General features: G+C 62.2%; 18 protein-coding genes and 2 pseudogenes. 3 read left to right on the forward strand and 17 right to left on the reverse strand.

Annotated features, from left to right (window positions below; all coding sequences use genetic code 11):
• The 4 genes and pseudogenes from F1542_RS02505 to F1542_RS02520 form a co-directional block, all read right to left on the reverse strand.
• A pseudogene (locus F1542_RS02505) lies at positions 1-411 on the reverse strand (ABC transporter permease); the annotation flags it as partial.
• Positions 412-760: 349 nt separating this feature from the next.
• A complete protein-coding gene (locus F1542_RS02510; RefSeq protein WP_193731649.1) occupies positions 761-2056 on the reverse strand; it encodes an AGE family epimerase/isomerase in 1296 nt (431 codons plus the stop codon).
• Positions 2049-2909 carry a glucose 1-dehydrogenase gene (locus tag F1542_RS02515; RefSeq protein ID WP_193731650.1) on the reverse strand — a complete coding sequence of 287 codons (861 nt, stop codon included), beginning with the start codon at positions 2907-2909 and terminating at the stop codon, positions 2049-2051. The genes F1542_RS02510 and F1542_RS02515 overlap by 8 nt, the downstream gene beginning before the upstream one ends.
• Positions 2910-2975: 66 nt before the next feature.
• Positions 2976-3377, reverse strand: a complete 402-nt coding sequence (locus F1542_RS02520) for a hypothetical protein (RefSeq protein ID WP_193731651.1) — start codon at positions 3375-3377, stop codon at positions 2976-2978.
• 28 nt (positions 3378-3405) lie between these two features.
• Between F1542_RS02520 and F1542_RS02525 the strand changes: the two genes are divergently transcribed.
• On the forward strand, positions 3406-3612 hold the full coding sequence (locus F1542_RS02525) for a hypothetical protein (RefSeq protein ID WP_193731652.1): 207 nt from the start codon (positions 3406-3408) through the stop codon (positions 3610-3612).
• 24 nt (positions 3613-3636) lie between these two features.
• Positions 3637-4117 (forward strand): annotated as a pseudogene (locus F1542_RS02530) (GAF domain-containing protein).
• A gap of 54 nt (positions 4118-4171) precedes the next feature.
• Here F1542_RS02530 and F1542_RS02535 read toward each other — a convergent pair.
• The 8 genes from F1542_RS02535 to F1542_RS02565 all read right to left on the reverse strand — a co-directional run bounded on the left by F1542_RS02535 (position 4172) and on the right by F1542_RS02565 (position 9836).
• The gene (locus F1542_RS02535) at positions 4172-4504 is read right to left on the reverse strand and encodes a hypothetical protein (RefSeq protein ID WP_193731653.1); all 333 of its coding nucleotides are present in this window, start codon (positions 4502-4504) and stop codon (positions 4172-4174) included.
• A 165-nt stretch (positions 4505-4669) separates the two neighbouring features.
• Positions 4670-4804 (reverse strand): hypothetical protein, encoded by a 135-nt coding sequence (locus F1542_RS17320; RefSeq protein WP_256431408.1) that lies wholly within the window; start codon positions 4802-4804, stop codon positions 4670-4672.
• A gap of 43 nt (positions 4805-4847) precedes the next feature.
• The gene (locus tag F1542_RS02540) at positions 4848-5075 is read right to left on the reverse strand and encodes a hypothetical protein (RefSeq protein WP_193731665.1); all 228 of its coding nucleotides are present in this window, start codon (positions 5073-5075) and stop codon (positions 4848-4850) included.
• 48 nt (positions 5076-5123) lie between these two features.
• Positions 5124-6152 (reverse strand): MYG1 family protein, encoded by a 1029-nt coding sequence (locus tag F1542_RS02545; protein ID WP_193731654.1) that lies wholly within the window; start codon positions 6150-6152, stop codon positions 5124-5126.
• Positions 6153-6393: 241 nt separating this feature from the next.
• Complete coding sequence (locus F1542_RS02550) at positions 6394-6543, reverse strand: hypothetical protein (RefSeq protein WP_193731655.1); 150 nt, start codon at positions 6541-6543, stop codon at positions 6394-6396.
• Positions 6544-6656: 113 nt separating this feature from the next.
• Positions 6657-8114 carry a phosphomannomutase gene (locus tag F1542_RS02555; RefSeq protein WP_193731661.1) on the reverse strand — a complete coding sequence of 486 codons (1458 nt, stop codon included), beginning with the start codon at positions 8112-8114 and terminating at the stop codon, positions 6657-6659.
• Positions 8115-8475: 361 nt separating this feature from the next.
• Positions 8476-8841, reverse strand: coding sequence for a hypothetical protein (locus F1542_RS02560; protein ID WP_193731656.1), 366 nt, complete (start codon positions 8839-8841; stop codon positions 8476-8478).
• Positions 8842-9134: 293 nt separating this feature from the next.
• Positions 9135-9836, reverse strand: a complete 702-nt coding sequence (locus tag F1542_RS02565) for a pirin family protein (protein WP_193731657.1) — start codon at positions 9834-9836, stop codon at positions 9135-9137.
• Positions 9837-10024: 188 nt separating this feature from the next.
• Here F1542_RS02565 and F1542_RS02570 point away from each other — a divergent pair, with 188 nt between their 5' ends.
• Positions 10025-10942 carry a LysR family transcriptional regulator gene (locus tag F1542_RS02570; RefSeq protein ID WP_193731662.1) on the forward strand — a complete coding sequence of 306 codons (918 nt, stop codon included), beginning with the start codon at positions 10025-10027 and terminating at the stop codon, positions 10940-10942.
• 38 nt (positions 10943-10980) lie between these two features.
• On the opposite strand, the gene wrbA is transcribed toward F1542_RS02570, so the two are convergent.
• The 5 genes from wrbA to F1542_RS02595 all read right to left on the reverse strand — a co-directional run bounded on the left by wrbA (position 10981) and on the right by F1542_RS02595 (position 14296).
• Positions 10981-11580 carry an NAD(P)H:quinone oxidoreductase gene (wrbA, locus tag F1542_RS02575; protein WP_193731663.1) on the reverse strand — a complete coding sequence of 200 codons (600 nt, stop codon included), beginning with the start codon at positions 11578-11580 and terminating at the stop codon, positions 10981-10983.
• 282 nt (positions 11581-11862) lie between these two features.
• Positions 11863-12549 carry a phosphoribosyltransferase gene (locus F1542_RS02580; RefSeq protein WP_408886221.1) on the reverse strand — a complete coding sequence of 229 codons (687 nt, stop codon included), beginning with the start codon at positions 12547-12549 and terminating at the stop codon, positions 11863-11865.
• 91 nt (positions 12550-12640) lie between these two features.
• Positions 12641-12961 carry a hypothetical protein gene (locus F1542_RS02585; RefSeq protein WP_193731658.1) on the reverse strand — a complete coding sequence of 107 codons (321 nt, stop codon included), beginning with the start codon at positions 12959-12961 and terminating at the stop codon, positions 12641-12643.
• A 167-nt stretch (positions 12962-13128) separates the two neighbouring features.
• A complete protein-coding gene (locus tag F1542_RS02590) occupies positions 13129-13332 on the reverse strand; it encodes a molybdopterin-binding protein (protein ID WP_193731659.1) in 204 nt (67 codons plus the stop codon).
• Positions 13333-13489: 157 nt separating this feature from the next.
• Entirely contained in the window at positions 13490-14296 is an 807-nt protein-coding gene (locus tag F1542_RS02595; RefSeq protein WP_193731660.1) for a family 1 encapsulin nanocompartment shell protein, read from the reverse strand.
• Between the last annotated feature and the right edge of the window lie 56 nt (positions 14297-14352).

Consider the following 14352-nt stretch of genomic DNA (forward strand, 5'->3'; position numbering starts at 1 on the left):
CCCCACACCCGCCGCCAGCAGCAGGCACATGATGGCCGCCCCGGCCGAAATCAGCAGCGAATTGCGCCCACCATACAGCAGGCGCGCCATTACGTCGCGCCCCTGGTTGTCGGCGCCCAGCATGTACGTGGTGCGCCATGTCGGTCCGATGGGGCTGAGGCCAAGGTGCAGCGGGTTGTCATTGGGCTGCATGATGTCCACTTCGTGTCCGTCCAGCATGATGGTGCCCGCCACAGTGGACTGGAACGGGTTGGTCCGGGCAATCGTGTGGGCATAGAACGGGGCCAGCAGGCACGCCATCGTCACGGCAGCAAGCACACCCAGCGCCACCATGGCCGACGGGGTGCGCGCGAGATTGCGCGCGGCCTGCCGCCATGGGCCGGTGGATGTGGACTGGGTCGGGGCGGACATGATGGTATGGCACTCGGAACGTGGGATCAGGACATTCACGCAGGGTGGCACCATATCCCCCGCTTGCGAAGGGGCTGTCATGACCCGGACCATGTTTTATACGGTTTTACCGACCGGTCGGGCCTGATATGCGCGGGAACCGTCTTCCATGATGGACCAGGCCAACGTGCGTCCGGAACAGTCGCCACAATTCCCATGATTGCTGCATGCGGGTCTGACCGTTTCGGGTATAAGCAGGCCCGGACCGCAGATTATAAAAAGCTTCAGAAAACGCCGTCTTTTGGAACAAAAGTGGCCCCTGACACTTTCCATTCATTATCAATAAGTTACTATTGAAACAATAGGCCGGTCAGTTCCGGGTGGCGGCCGCATCGTCATGGTTTTCCATCTGGGCGACAGCGGTGGCGAAGCTGGGGGCAAGCGGCAGGAGCGGGGTCATGGTCGCCTGCCATGCATGGTACAGGTCGGCCTTGCCTTCATACACCACGGCGGATGGCCGGTTGTCGCGGTCCAGTTCCTGTATCCACCCGCCATGCCTGCGGTCGATCATGAAGGTGTCAATATAATCCCACAGCGTGCGGTACCAGTGTTCATACTGCCGGTGTCCCGTGCGTTTAAGCAGGGCGGCGGCGGCTGTCATGGCCTCCGCCTGGCACCAGTGGGGGCGGTTATGGACCACGGGTTCATGGTTCCAGTCGATCGTGTAAACCAGCCCCGGCGCGCCATCGCGCGCCCATCCCGCCGTCATGCCGTTGTGAAATATCTCGGTGGCATCTTCCAGCAGCCATGCGGGCGCACGGCCATCGGCGCGCAGCAACGCGGCTTCCAGCTTCAGCAGCAGGTGCGCCCATTCCGTGAAATGGCCCGGCGTCATGCCATAGGGACGTAGCGGATCAGCAGGCCGGTCACGGTTGTAATCATCCAGCCGCCGCCAGTTGCGATCGTAATGCTCGGGCAGGCTGTAACCCGCATCGCGCGCCAGTGTATGGATGAAGCGTTCGGCCACGCGCAGGCCCCGGTTGCGCCAGATCGGGTCGCCCGTCACATCGGCCACGGCCATGCAGGCTTCAAGCGAATGCATGTTGGCGTTGGCGCCGCGGTAATCTTCCTCATCCGACCAGTCGGCGGCAAAACTTTCGCGGAAAATGCCTTCTTCCTCACTCCAGAAATGCTGTTCCCAGACCGCAAGCGCCTTGTCCAGCAGCCTGCGTGCGCCCGCCACCCCCGCAACCGTGGCCGAGGATGCGGCCAGCACGACAAAGGCATGCAGGTAGGCCTGCTTACGCCCGGCATCCGGCGGTTGCCCGTCGGTGGACGGGGCAAGGAACCAGCCGCCATTTTCATGGTCCGCCAGTGGACCCAGCAGGCAGTTGACCCCATGCGCGGCCAGTGGCCCGCAACCTGGCAGCCCACGTTCCATCGCCACGGCATAGACATGGGTCATGCGCGCGCCCAGCGTGGCGTCGGCGGTGGCGCCGGGCGGCAGGTTGCCCTGGTCGTCCAGTGCCGCGAAGCCGCAGGCCACGCGGGATGATCTGGAAAAATCCAGCAGCCGCTGTCCCTGCACCTCCAGCCAGCGACGGTGGGGCAAGCGGCGCAACCATGAAGACAACGGCACCATCAGCGCAGGCAGGGCTTCACCCATTGATGATCATGCCCCCGTTTACGTGCAGCGTCTGTCCGGTCACGTATGATGAATCCTGTGCTGCAAGATAGACATAGGCCGGACCAAGTTCACTGGGCTGACCGATGCGGCCCATGGGCGTATCCTTGCCAAGGTTGGCCACGGCCTGTGGGTCGACCGGCCCCCAGCTTGCCGGTTGCAGGGGTGTCCAGACCGGGCCGGGGGCGACCGCGTTGACCCGTATGCCCTTTGGCGCAAGCTGCAGCGCAAGTGCCCGGGTAAAGCCCATTTCCGCCCCCTTGGTCGTGGTATAGGCGACCAGCGAGGCGTTGCCCGCAAACGCGTTGACCGAAGACGTGTTGATGATCACGCTGCCCCGGCCCAGATGCGGCAGGGCCGCGCGGGCCAGGTAGAAATAGCCATTGATGTTCACGTCCATGTGACGTTGCCAGGTCTCGTCCGTAATATCGGTCAGGTCGCTGCTGACGTACTGGACGGAGGCGTTATTGACTACGATATCCAGCCCGCCAAGAGCCTGCACCGTGCGGGCCACCGCGTCATCGCATACCCTGCTGCACGATACATCGCCGCGTATGGCCAGCGCGCGGCCCCCTTCGGCTTCGATCAGGCGCACCGTTTCGTTGGCGTCCTCGTCCTCTTCCAGGTACACGATGGCGACATCGGCCCCTTCACGTGCGAAATACAAGGCGGCGGCGCGTCCTATGCCACTGTCACCACCGCTGACCAGCGCCCTGCGTCCCTTCAGCTTGCCGCTGCCCATATAATCGGCACGGATATGTTCCGCCGGTGGGTCAAGCAGGCGTTCGATACCGGGCTGGTGGGGCTGGCTCTGTGCGGGAATGCTGTGGGGCATGCGTGGCCTCCGTCATGTGGATTGCAGGGTTTGCCCATATGGGCGGGCGGAAGGTGACATCTTCCATCATGCCCCCATGCCTGCCTTTTTCACGGCATGCGCACACGCATCGTGTCGCGCCGGAATATCAAGGTCGGTCATGCGCGGCATGTTGCCGGTACCGGGTTGCAGGACGCCCGCCGTGCCATAGGCGTAATCCATATTGCCGTGTTCATCGGGCGGGACAGCGCCGGTATTATGGATCAGCGTATTCATGAGCGGGGTTGCCCCTGCATGGTCCGCCAGGCCATTTTCAATGCAGAAATTCAGGTAACCCGCCAGCCGCGCGCCCGATGCCGCGTCAATCATCGCCTGTGGCATTGCAGCAGGTGGCATGGCCATATCGCGCGCCATGGCGGGAAGCACGCCACCCCCGAACAGGATGCCCAGCGTCACGACGGGCAGGGTGAATATTGGACGGTACGACATTCGTGGCATCCTTCTGGCGGGACGTGAAATGACGTGGCAGCGTGGAATGATGCGGTCCATGGCCCATTGCGGCCATCATGTGCCGCGCATTAAACCCGTGGCGGGGCGGCAGGTTGCATCAGGTCCGCAGCGTGCTGCAGGCGGCCGGTTGTTCGTGATGGTTTGCGGTCTGTATGGACTGGTGGATATCGTCTATGTCGGGGGTGGGCGACCGGGCATCGTGCTCCGTCCCTGATGTGGTGCAGGAAGGAAAAAACCGATGGCGGCCCCCACGCAACATTTGGGTGCGCAGGAACTGGTTGCAGCCGTGGCATCGGTCGTGGCGAACGAACCGGACATGATCGCGGACATGGCCAATATCGCGGCCATGATTTTCGAGGCATTGCCCGACCTGAACTGGGCGGGATTTTATATCTGGAAAGAAGACCAGCTTGTGCTGGGACCATTTCAGGGGCGCATGGCCTGCACCCGCATCGCCTATGGCAGGGGGGGTGTGCGGGACGGTGGCGCGGGAACGGCGGACGCTTGTTGTGCCCGACGTGCATGCCTTTCCCGGCCATATTGCCTGTGACGCGGCCTCGGCTTCCGAAATCGTGGTGCCGGTCATTGCGGGCGACCGGCTGCTGGGTGTGCTGGATATCGACAGCCCGGTGCGCGACCGTTTTTCCGATGCCGACCGGATCATGCTGGAAAAGATCGTGGATCTGCTGGTGCAGGCCATTCCGGCCGGGACGCAATAGGAAACAGGCAAAGGCCGTCCGCCCACCCCATGGCCGGGCCGGACGGAAAGGGGATCAGGATTTCCCATACCTGACGTAGTCGGTCAGTTCACCCAGCAGGCTGTCAAGGAATGTATGCGGCTGGGGCTGGTCCGGTGTTGCGGTGGTATCGACGGGCGGGGCCGGGGTCTTGCCGGACGCTAGCTGCCACAGATATTCCGCCCACAGCCGTTCGGACTGCATGGAAACGGCTGCCTTGTGCAGGTTGTCCAGTGCGCTGACCGCATCCTTGTCGCCGCTTTTGACAAGGGGGATCAACGCTTCAGCCGCATCACTGACGCGGGCCTGGCTTTCCTCGATATGGGTGCCCAGTGTGAAATAGGCTTCGGCAATGGTCTTGGTGTCCATGATGTGATCTTCCTCTCCCGGCTACAGGCCGTGACCCTAACCCACCCCGGTCGGCGGCGCCAATCAGAGGAGGTATGTCCCGCACACGCCATGCGGCGACCGGACGGGGAATATGAAAAAGCCCGGCCACAATGTGCCGGGCTTTCATGATGTAGGCGTCGTGTTTCAGAACAGGAATATCATGGCCGTTGAAAGGGCGAATGCGGCGGCGATCAGTGCCGGTCCCGCAATATCCCATCGTGAAAGGCGTCCGGCCGGTGCTGTGCCAGCAAGGCGCTGGCGGCGCAGGTGTATCCACATCGTAGCCTCCGTCAGAAGCAGTCAGGTCCAGATAGCTGGACCGTCATATGAAGATAAACGATAGCCATAGTGCGAGTGTAAGCAGGACCATGCCAATGCCAACCATGTCGATGACATCGGGATTGGAACGGTAGCGGGTTCCCCTGTCCATGGCGACCTCCAGTCCGGGTGATGGAAAACCACCCGATGGAGGCGATGTAGGCAGGCGCGTGCCACCTGAACAGGGGCAGGACAGCACCGCAGGCACGGGACAGTCCTGATGACCCATCACGTTTGCGGCATCTGCCCTGCCGGGCGCGGCGGATGAACGGCGGCGGGATCAGTCCCCGGCCTGTTCCAGTTCATCATTGATCTTCAGCGCCAGGCGCGCCATCTGCAACGCTCCTTCCCTGCTGCCTGCGCCGCAGATGAAGCGGGCGGGATGGGCAAATACCGCATCGGGCACGCCCGATACCTTCGCCAGCGTTTCCCCGTCCAGCCCACGCCATGCCTCCGGCAGGGAGATGCGCTGCCCGAAATCGCCGCGCACGGGGGGCACCGCCTTGACGTTCCAGCGGTCAGGGGCGGCGGGGGAGACGACATAGACGACGGGCAGGTCGTTTTCAAAAATGACCTTCTCGGTCGGCATGCCCGTATCCATCAGCAGGATGCGCTTGTCCTCCGCGGCTTCATAGGCGGCCATGACCCGCTGCGCCGCCTTCAGGCTGGCACGCACGCGGTCCACTACATTGACCAGATGGGAGGCCACGGTCGTCGCAGCATTGGCGAAGCCCAGCGTCTCGCGCCGTTTTGCTTCCTCGGGGCCATACAGTTCGATGGTGTCCCATGCCGGGCGGCAGGATGACACGATATCGGCCAGCGACAGCCTGCCCATTTTCACGACGCCATTATCGTCCTCGTCAATCGGCAGGACCAGCGACTTGTCTATGGCCTGCCATATGGCGGCAATGTCCGCTTCGTCCACCTGCGTCTGCACGATATTGCGTATGGCGGCGGTCCCGTAATCCTTCCACAGCAGGCCGGCGGCGCTGTAGGGCGTTCCGTCATCACGCAGGGGCTTGTCCTTCATGTGATGGTCGTAACGGCCTTTTTCCGGGGTATACTGGCCGCCCACGTCAAACACGATATCGGACGCCGCGATCCGTTCGGGCGAACGCGAGCGGATGAATTCCAGCCGGTCCGCAGGGCCATCCCCCAGAACACGCGCGCGCAGGTCGCCCCCGGGCGCAAGGGCGTAGTGCAGGATGACATATCCCAGTGTCTCATCAACGTGGAAATTTCCCGAATGGGTCAGCGCCCGGACGGGGGCGGCTGCGTTATCAAGACCAATGGGGGTATGCTGGGGCATGGGGAACCTGCTGACGTACAAGAATGGAATTCTGATATGCCCCCTCATGCCGCAAAGGGTCGTCCAAGACAACAGGCTTCCTTGCCATGCCGTTAGCGTCAGGTGCAGGGTGAAAATCCTGCCGTTGATAGATAAAGTAAAAGTTTCTGGGTGCCGCGTTTTTCAAAAAGGCGGCGTTCCCGAAAGCTTTTGGTAAAAAGCGTCACCAAAAACTTTTCCATGATTGTCAGGCGGAGCGGGATCAGTATGCGCCACGGGCGTCATGCGGGTTATGTTTTCCGTGCTGCTGGCCTTCATGCCAGTACAGCGGACGGTCCCGGTGCGGGTCATGGCACCCCGCAAGGCAGATGATGATGGCACAGGCCATGACGATCCGCAAAAGATGGTACATGGCTGGCCCCTGTTGCTGCGACTGTGCAACGCTTGCGCAGGGGGAAGGTTTGAAGGGGAACGGAAGGCAACACGTTCCCCCTGCGGTTCAGGATGGATGCGATCCGTTGCCGGTTATGGCGTATCGCGCCATGTGCTGACGGCGTCCATGCCGGTTTTCAGCAGTTGTGCCGTGCGTTCGGGGCTGTCGCCCTCCACATAGACCCGTAGTTCCGGCGCATTGCCTGATGGGCGCAGGTGCACGATTTCCCCATTTTCAAAGGTCATGCGCAGGCCATCGGTTTCATCGACATGCGCAAGGCTGCCGCAGGCATCCCGCAGCCCCAGTGCGGCGGCACCGGCCGCCGGATCCTGACGGAGCGCGGCAATCCGTGCCTGGCTTTGGGCAGTCGGCATTTCCATCAACCGGTCACTGAGCGTGAAGCGCCGGGGCAGGGTGGCCACAAGTCCCGCCAGATCCACCCCCTGCTGCCGTGCCGCGACCAGCGCGCAGATCATGGGCAGGATGGAATCCCGCGTGGGCAGGGCCGCAAGGGGGCGCGCATCCCGTGTTACGTCACTGGCCAGCAGGAAGCCGCCATTGGCTTCATAACCGACGGAGGGCAGCAGTCCGGCTTCGGCCGCTTCGGTCATGGCCGCGACGACATAGGGGGAACCGATGCGGGTGCGCCGTATATCACGGGCAAAACCGCCCTGTTCCAGCGCCGTGTTGCTGCTGACCGGCGTGGTCACGGCGGCTGCCCCCAGGAAGCGCGCGGCAATGATCCCCAGCACATCCCCCCGCAGCCAGTTGCCGTGCCGGTCCGCCAGCAGGGGACGGTCGGAATCACCATCGGTGGTCAGGATGGCGTCCAGCGTGCCATCACTGGCCCATTCGCGCGCCAGGGCGGCATCTTCGGGGCGCACGGCTTCGGTATCGACGGGAATGAACGTGTCCATGCGGCCCAGTGGCACGGCGGTGCCCCCCAGGGCTTCGACAATTTCCACCATCACGTCCCGCCCCACGGCGGAATGCTGGTAGATGCCCAGCCTTAGCCCCGACAGGGCATGGGGGCCGAAGAAATCACGGTAACGGGCGACAAAGTCCGGCACGACATCGGTTATGACCGGTAGCGTGATGTCACGTGCCAGCGCCCCGGTCGCGTCAAACCAGCCATCGGGCAGGGTCACGTCCTGTTCACGCATGGCGGCTTCGTCGGTCTTGAGGAATTCGCCGCGCGCGCGGTTGAACTTGATGCCATTGCGATCGGCTGGAATATGGCTGCCCGTCACCATGAGTGAGGGGATACCAAGCGTGAACGCATGCAGGCACAGCGCTGGTGTCGGGACGAACCCGCAGAAAACCGGCACGCCCCCCATACAGGTAATGGCCGCGACACAGGCCCGCAGGATGCGCGGCGTGCTGGGGCGCAGGTCACCCGCCACCGCGACCTGCGTGCCAGGCGCGAATTCACCCAGGCTGGCCAGATGTTTGAGATAGCCCACCGTATAGGCAAAGCAGACGGAATCCGTCATGGCGGTAACAAGGCCACGCGCGCCGCTGGTACCGAAGGCGACACCGGACTGCTTCATCCATTGGGCTATTTTCATGTGTATCTCTCACAACTGTGACGGGGTTCGGGGCGAATGTTCACCTGATGGTCCGCCTCGCCTGAACACATGCGAAGCGACGGAGTTGACACACATGATCGTGCCTGCGCGCTGTCGTCTTGCGGTGACAGGCGGGCTTTCGCCCGTCTTTTCCATTCAGCCGGACCATGTCATGCCGTCTTGCTGCCATTTTCCATCAGGTCATGCAAACGACTGAATCATGAAAATGCGGCCGGAAAAAGCCTTGTTTCCACCTGACATGGACAAAGGGGGGCAAATCCCCGCGGCAATACGGCACGGCGTGAATGGACAGGCCATGCGTGGCGCGGCGGGGATGGCGGGATCAGTCCAGTGTCGCCGGCACCGTCGCCACACCGGCGCCGGGGCATGATTTGGCCACCTGCATGCGCTGGATGGCTTCCATCTTGCCCTTTTCACGCGCCAGCACGCCCGCCACGTCCGACCCGGTCATTTCAGACAGCGGCACGCCCAGCGCCAGCACGCCCCACGTATCGGTCTTGTGCGCCCGGCGCTGCTTGTTGGTCAGGCCTTCCAGCACGTCGCCTTCCTTCAGTTCTTCCTGACCAAGCTGCTGGCAGTCCATGCTGGCATAGACGGTATCAGGGACATAGGTCGGCTTGACGTCCTTCGGGCTGGATGCGCACCCGGCCAGTAATGCAAGGCCCGACAGGACAACAACTCTTTTCATTACGTTCTCTCCATAAACGGAGAGGTTGTGTTACATACTGTCACATGATCAGCTAGCCGGATACTGCATGGCTGCGACGCATCTGTCATAGCCGGTAATGAAGATAAAGACACCCTGAGCGGACAGGACAGAACCCATCACTTCATGGAAAATCATTGTTTTTCCGACTGTCTGCATCGCCATGCCTGGCTGTGATCGGGTAATGGTGGGGACGCGCCACAGCGGGACTGCCATCTGTATCAAAATCTGTCAGTCATGACAGCCCGCGTTGCGCGCAGCCCCTTCACGTCCGCTTACGGGGCGGTGTCGACCAGCACGATTTCACTGTCCTCCAGCGCGCGGACACGCAGCGTTTCAGTGGCGGAAATGGCGGCGCCGTCACGCTCATGCACTGTTGTGCCCTCGATTTCCACACTGCCGCGTGCGGGCACCAGGTAACCAAGCCGGTCTGTACCCAGCGGGTAATCGACAACCTGCCCCTTCTTCAGCGTCGCCCCCAGCACGCGGGCATTGGCGTTGATCGGCAGGGCATCGTTATCCTCCGCCTGGCCCGAGGCAAGGACCACGAAACGCCCCGCCCGGTCCCCCTTGGGAAAGGACCGCGTGCCCCATGACGGCGCATGGCCCGCACGGTCGGGCATGATCCAGATCTGGAACAGGCGTGTGGCCACGTCCTCGCGGTTGTGTTCGGCATGGCGGATCCCGGTGCCTGCCGACATCACCTGCACGTCGCCCGCATCCGTGCGCCCGGTGTTGCCAAGGCTGTCGGTATGGGTGATCGCGCCTTCGCGGATATAGGTGATGATTTCCATATCCCGGTGCGGATGGGTGCCAAAACCGGTGCCGGGGGCGATCATGTCATCATTCCACACCCGCAGCGCGCCCCAGTTCATGCGGTCGGGATCATGGTAATGCGCGAACGAGAAATGGTGGCGTGCATCCAGCCAGCCATGGTCGGCATGGCCCAACTGGCCAAAGGGGCGTACTTCAATCATCGGGTTTTCTCCAGTTGGCTGCGTTGACTATGGACACCATGCTAGCGCCCGGCTGGCATTGCGAATATGGAAATGAACGAAACTTATTGTTTCCATTTGTTGGTCATGGACTGGCGCGGGGGAGGGAGACACACCGGGACCGATAAGATATGGAAACACGCACTGGGAACATTGCGTGGGATTGTGCAATGCGGCTGCCGGATTTCGAGGCATGGGCCATTTTTGCAAAGGTGGCGGAACGCGGTTCGTTTGCGCGCGCGGCGGAGGACGTCCAGCTGTCCAAACCCACCGTGTCCAAGGCCATAGCCCGGCTGGAACACTCGCTGGGCGTCGCCCTGTTCAACCGCAATTCACGGCAGATGTCGCTGACCGAAACGGGACGGATGCTGCTGGGGCATGCCAACCGGATCCTGGCGGAAGCCGAGGCCGCGGAAACGGAAGCGCGCGGTGGCACGCTGACGCCATCGGGCCTGATCCGGGTCGCGGCCCCCATGGTATTCGGGGTCCGGCATCTGGCCCCGCTACTGCCGGATTTCCTTGTGCGCTATCCGGACATCGACATTACCATCGACTATAGCGATGCCATCGTGGACCTTGTGGCGGGGGGATACGACATGGCGCTGCGGATTGCGTCGCTGGCGGATTCCGCCCTGCTGGCGCGGCGGCTGTGCACGGTGCGGCTGCTGCTGGTGGCAACCCCGGGTTATGTGGAGCGGGTCGGTCACCCCGATGATCCCCGCGCGCTGGAGGGGCACAGGAGCTTCGTTTACACCAATACCGCCGCCCCCGGCATGATCCGCCTGCGGCATGAGGGGAACGGGCAGGAATTCGTCATGTGCCAGACCGCGCGGCTGCGCGCGGACAATGCCGAAACCTTCCTGCCGGCACTTGAGGCCGGCCTGGGTTTCGGCCTGTTTCCGGATTTCATGGTGTGGGACGGACTGAAATCGGGCAGGCTCACCCGTATCCTGCCCCGGTGGGCAGCCCCGCCCGTGGCCCTGTATCTGGTTACCCCCGCCAGTACCCTGCGGCCCGTGCGGGTCACGGCCTTTATCGATTATCTGGCGGGTGCGTTCGGGCACCCGCCATGGGCAGGGGCGGACTGAAAGACAGAACGGCCCTGCCCGGCGGTGTGTCGTATGGATCAGGAAGCCAGTTTGCTGGCCAGTCCCGCCACATGCTGACCCAGGAAGCGTGCGCCATCCAGTTCGGTGGCGCTGGGCTGGCGCGATCCGTCGCCTGCGGCAATCGTGGTGGCGCCATAGGGGGCGCCACCCGTCACCTCATCCACTTTCAACTGACCCTGAAAGGTGTAGGGCAGGCCGGTAATCACCATGCCATGATGCAGCAGGTTGGACATGAGCGAATACAGGGTCGTTTCCTGCCCGCCATGCTGTGACGCGGTGGAGGTAAACACCGCGCCTACCTTGCCCACCAGTGCGCCCTTCAGCCACAGGCCGCCGGTCTGGTCCCAGAAATTGGCCATCTGTGATGGCAGCCGCCCGAAACGCGTTGGCGCGCCGACAATGATTGCATCATATTCCGGCAGTTCCGCCGTGGTGGCGATGGGGGCGGCCTGTTCAGTCTTGAAATGATGGGCTTTCGCCACGTCTTCGGGTACCAGTTCGGGTACGCGTTTCACGTCCGCCTCCAGCCCTGCCGCGCGAACCCCTTCCGCCACGGCATGGGCCATCGTTTCGACATGGCCGTAGGTGGAATAATACAGTACGAGAACCTTGGACAATTTCGTAATCCCTTGCTGTGTCATGGACTGTTTCCCGCAGAGACTGTTTGGAAATGAAAGTTTCCGGGTATCGCCTTTATTTCAGGAAGGCAGCGTTTTCCGAAACTTTTGGAAAAAGTTTTCACCAGAAACGTCTTCATGATTTGCACGATGTCGCAAAGGCTGACTTTTCAAACAGTGTCTGAGGAACCTTTCTGACAATACGTCCCGCAGCATGGCTGCATACGCCAAAATCGGAAACGCTCCGTTTCCCGTCTTTACGTGACGCACGCACAGGCGGGATCAGGTACCCGCAAGTGGCCGCCAGCCCCCATCAGTGTGGCCAAACATGGGAATATGCCCAAGGGCATGCACCAGTCCGGGCATGTCGGGGCCTATATGTTCCAGTTCCGTCCGCCATGCCCAGCCCTCGGTCAGGACCGCCGTGATGCCGGCAACCTGCGCCTGGACCTTCTGCATGAGGCGGATGGTCGCCGCCGCCGTCCGGCCGGTATTCAGCACGTCATCCATGACCACAACGCGCCTGCCGCGCACGCGCTCGACAAGGGCGGGGTCAAGATACAGGTGCTTGGCCTGATCGGGACTGGTGGACGATGTCAGGCATTGTGACAGCGCATCATCGTACCAGAATTTGCGCGAGTGCCCCAACGCGACATAATCATCAAACCCGAGGTTTTCCGCGACCTGTCCGGCATAGGCCAGCCCCATGGTCGGCACGCCCACGATTACCTCCGGTTTCAGTTCCCGCACCATATCGGTCAGCAGGCGGACCAGTGCGCGTTCAACGGCAAATCCCGTCTGGTTGGACATGAGCAGCGCAATGGCCTTTTCCCCGTCTGGCAGGGGACGCAGCGGCAGGACCAGTGTCGATCCGTCCACCAGCTGCACGGGATAGGTGGCGCCGTAATTTATCTGGTGTTCCGGCATGGAGTGAGCATGCCATTGGGCGTGATAGGGGGGTGTCTGCACGAATACCTTCCGGTGGTTGGGACTGTCTGGGCGATATCTGCCTGCATGCCACGATATCCGGACGGTTTCCGGCACGCCAGTCCCCCATGTGTTATCGCCACGCGCCGCTTTCGATCATGCATTGTGTGTAGAAAGTGCGGCGCGAGGATCGGCTGACGCCAACCGTCACACTTTGCGTGGTGACGTTGTTCAGTCCACGTCCGGCGCATTTGGCGTCCATGTTGCGATATGCGCTGCTGTCAGGCGACAGGACGGTGGCATGGCCGCGTATGTAGCCCATTTCCGTGTTGACTTCCTGCACATGACGGCTGGCTGTCGGGATGTGGATACGGTACGACCGGGCCTGTGCCGGGAGACACGGAGCAATCGCCAACAGGGCGAACAGGCCGGAATATGCGATTTTCAGGATCACAGGGGCATCACCTTAGAGGTTTGTTGGTCGCAGGTTATGCACCCAACATGTCTGGCCTGTGTCCTGATCCTGTCTTTTTGTATCCCGCAGGTTAGGAATTGTTCATGTTGGCAAAAGGCGGGGCGCCGCCCACCCGTGGGGGCGGACGGCGCGCGGACCCGTGGGCCTTACACACCCACCATGACATCGGATGCCTTGATGATGGCGGTCGCCTTTTCACCGATTTTCAGGTTCAGGTCGGCAACTGCTTCATTGGTGATCGAAGCGGTGATGATGGAGCCACCAATGTCGATGCTGACATGGGACGTGGTCGCCCCCTTGGTGATGGCCGTGATCTTGCCTGCAATCTGGTTGCGTGCGCTGATCTTCATTGTCTTTCTTTCCTTTTTCCGTTTCGCCGTCACTGGCTGTAATCACGAAACGGGCAGAAAATCAAACCATGGCTTCCATATTCCGTCCCGGGGAAATGCCGGGCGACTGCCGTGGTCCGGGCCGCCAGCCGACATGGCCCCGGGCGGGGGCGCGCTATTACGCAGCCGCATGCTTTATCACGACCGAGGCTTCGGTCGTCAGCACGCGGAAGGTGAAGCTTTCCTGCAGGTACAGCTCCACCGACGTGGCGGTATGGCTGCTGTAGCCGATGGAGACATCCTGCCCGATATCCAGTTCAAAATCACCGCCACGGGTGGACAGGATATAGGCCCCTTCAATGGCCGGGGCGCAGATGATCCTGCCCTCGATCATCCGTTCCAGGTGGCGCAGGACCGGGTAGCCTTCCTCACTCCCGCCGCTGACGGCGGCAAACGCACGCGCGCCCAGCACCACGGAATAGGGGCCGTTGACGCCCGCAATACGCAGTTCATTCAGGCCATCGGCAATGATGCCGGGGTAGTCGCGGGGGGACGTGGGCAGCGAGAACCGGGCGTTGGACGTATCCTGCGCAATGCCCCGGATTCCGGCTGCGGCATAGCCGTCAAATATCGCCCGGTCTTCGGCATAGGCGATCTTCTGGGCTGCGTCCTTCAGCGGCTGCCAGTCGGAATCCAGCGCGCCGCGTTCCACATCATCAATTGCATCACGGCTCAGCGAAAACGGCACGCGCAGTTCCACCAGCGGCAGGACCTTGCGCTGCAGCGCATGCACCCCATCCGCCGGGCTGTCGATTCTGGCCGTATGGCCGGTATCGACGGCGGCAAAGCCGACGCCACGGGCTTCGGGCACATCCACGACGCGCCGGCCGGCCAGATAGCGGCGCAGCGTGCGGGATGCTTCCTGTTCGATATCAGCCCAAGCAGCGTCGGAAATGGGGGCAAGGTTGCGGTGCAGGTTATTCATGTCAGGCTTCTTCCTTCAGTGACCCGATGCCAAGTGAACCATTGGGTGTGGTGGGC

It is taken from the genome of Komagataeibacter sp. FXV3, assembly GCF_015155755.1.
GTDB lineage: Bacteria > Pseudomonadota > Alphaproteobacteria > Acetobacterales > Acetobacteraceae > Komagataeibacter.

Coding starts and splice junctions, on each gene's coding strand:
- F1542_RS02510 (WP_193731649.1), bottom strand. CDS start 2,056: ATGGGTGAAGCCCTGCCTGCGCTGATGGTGCCGTTGTCTTCATGGTTG.
- F1542_RS02515 (WP_193731650.1), bottom strand. CDS start 2,909: ATGCCCCACAGCATTCCCGCACAGAGCCAGCCCCACCAGCCCGGTATC.
- F1542_RS02520 (WP_193731651.1), bottom strand. CDS start 3,377: ATGTCGTACCGTCCAATATTCACCCTGCCCGTCGTGACGCTGGGCATC.
- F1542_RS02525 (WP_193731652.1), top strand. CDS start 3,406: ATGACGTGGCAGCGTGGAATGATGCGGTCCATGGCCCATTGCGGCCAT.
- F1542_RS02535 (WP_193731653.1), bottom strand. CDS start 4,504: ATGGACACCAAGACCATTGCCGAAGCCTATTTCACACTGGGCACCCAT.
- F1542_RS17320 (WP_256431408.1), bottom strand. CDS start 4,804: ATGTGGATACACCTGCGCCGCCAGCGCCTTGCTGGCACAGCACCGGCC.
- F1542_RS02545 (WP_193731654.1), bottom strand. CDS start 6,152: ATGCCCCAGCATACCCCCATTGGTCTTGATAACGCAGCCGCCCCCGTC.
- F1542_RS02550 (WP_193731655.1), bottom strand. CDS start 6,543: ATGTACCATCTTTTGCGGATCGTCATGGCCTGTGCCATCATCATCTGC.
- F1542_RS02555 (WP_193731661.1), bottom strand. CDS start 8,114: ATGAAGCAGTCCGGTGTCGCCTTCGGTACCAGCGGCGCGCGTGGCCTT.
- F1542_RS02560 (WP_193731656.1), bottom strand. CDS start 8,841: ATGAAAAGAGTTGTTGTCCTGTCGGGCCTTGCATTACTGGCCGGGTGC.
- F1542_RS02565 (WP_193731657.1), bottom strand. CDS start 9,836: ATGATTGAAGTACGCCCCTTTGGCCAGTTGGGCCATGCCGACCATGGC.
- F1542_RS02570 (WP_193731662.1), top strand. CDS start 10,025: ATGCGGCTGCCGGATTTCGAGGCATGGGCCATTTTTGCAAAGGTGGCG.
- F1542_RS02590 (WP_193731659.1), bottom strand. CDS start 13,332: ATGAAGATCAGCGCACGCAACCAGATTGCAGGCAAGATCACGGCCATC.
- F1542_RS02595 (WP_193731660.1), bottom strand. CDS start 14,296: ATGAATAACCTGCACCGCAACCTTGCCCCCATTTCCGACGCTGCTTGG.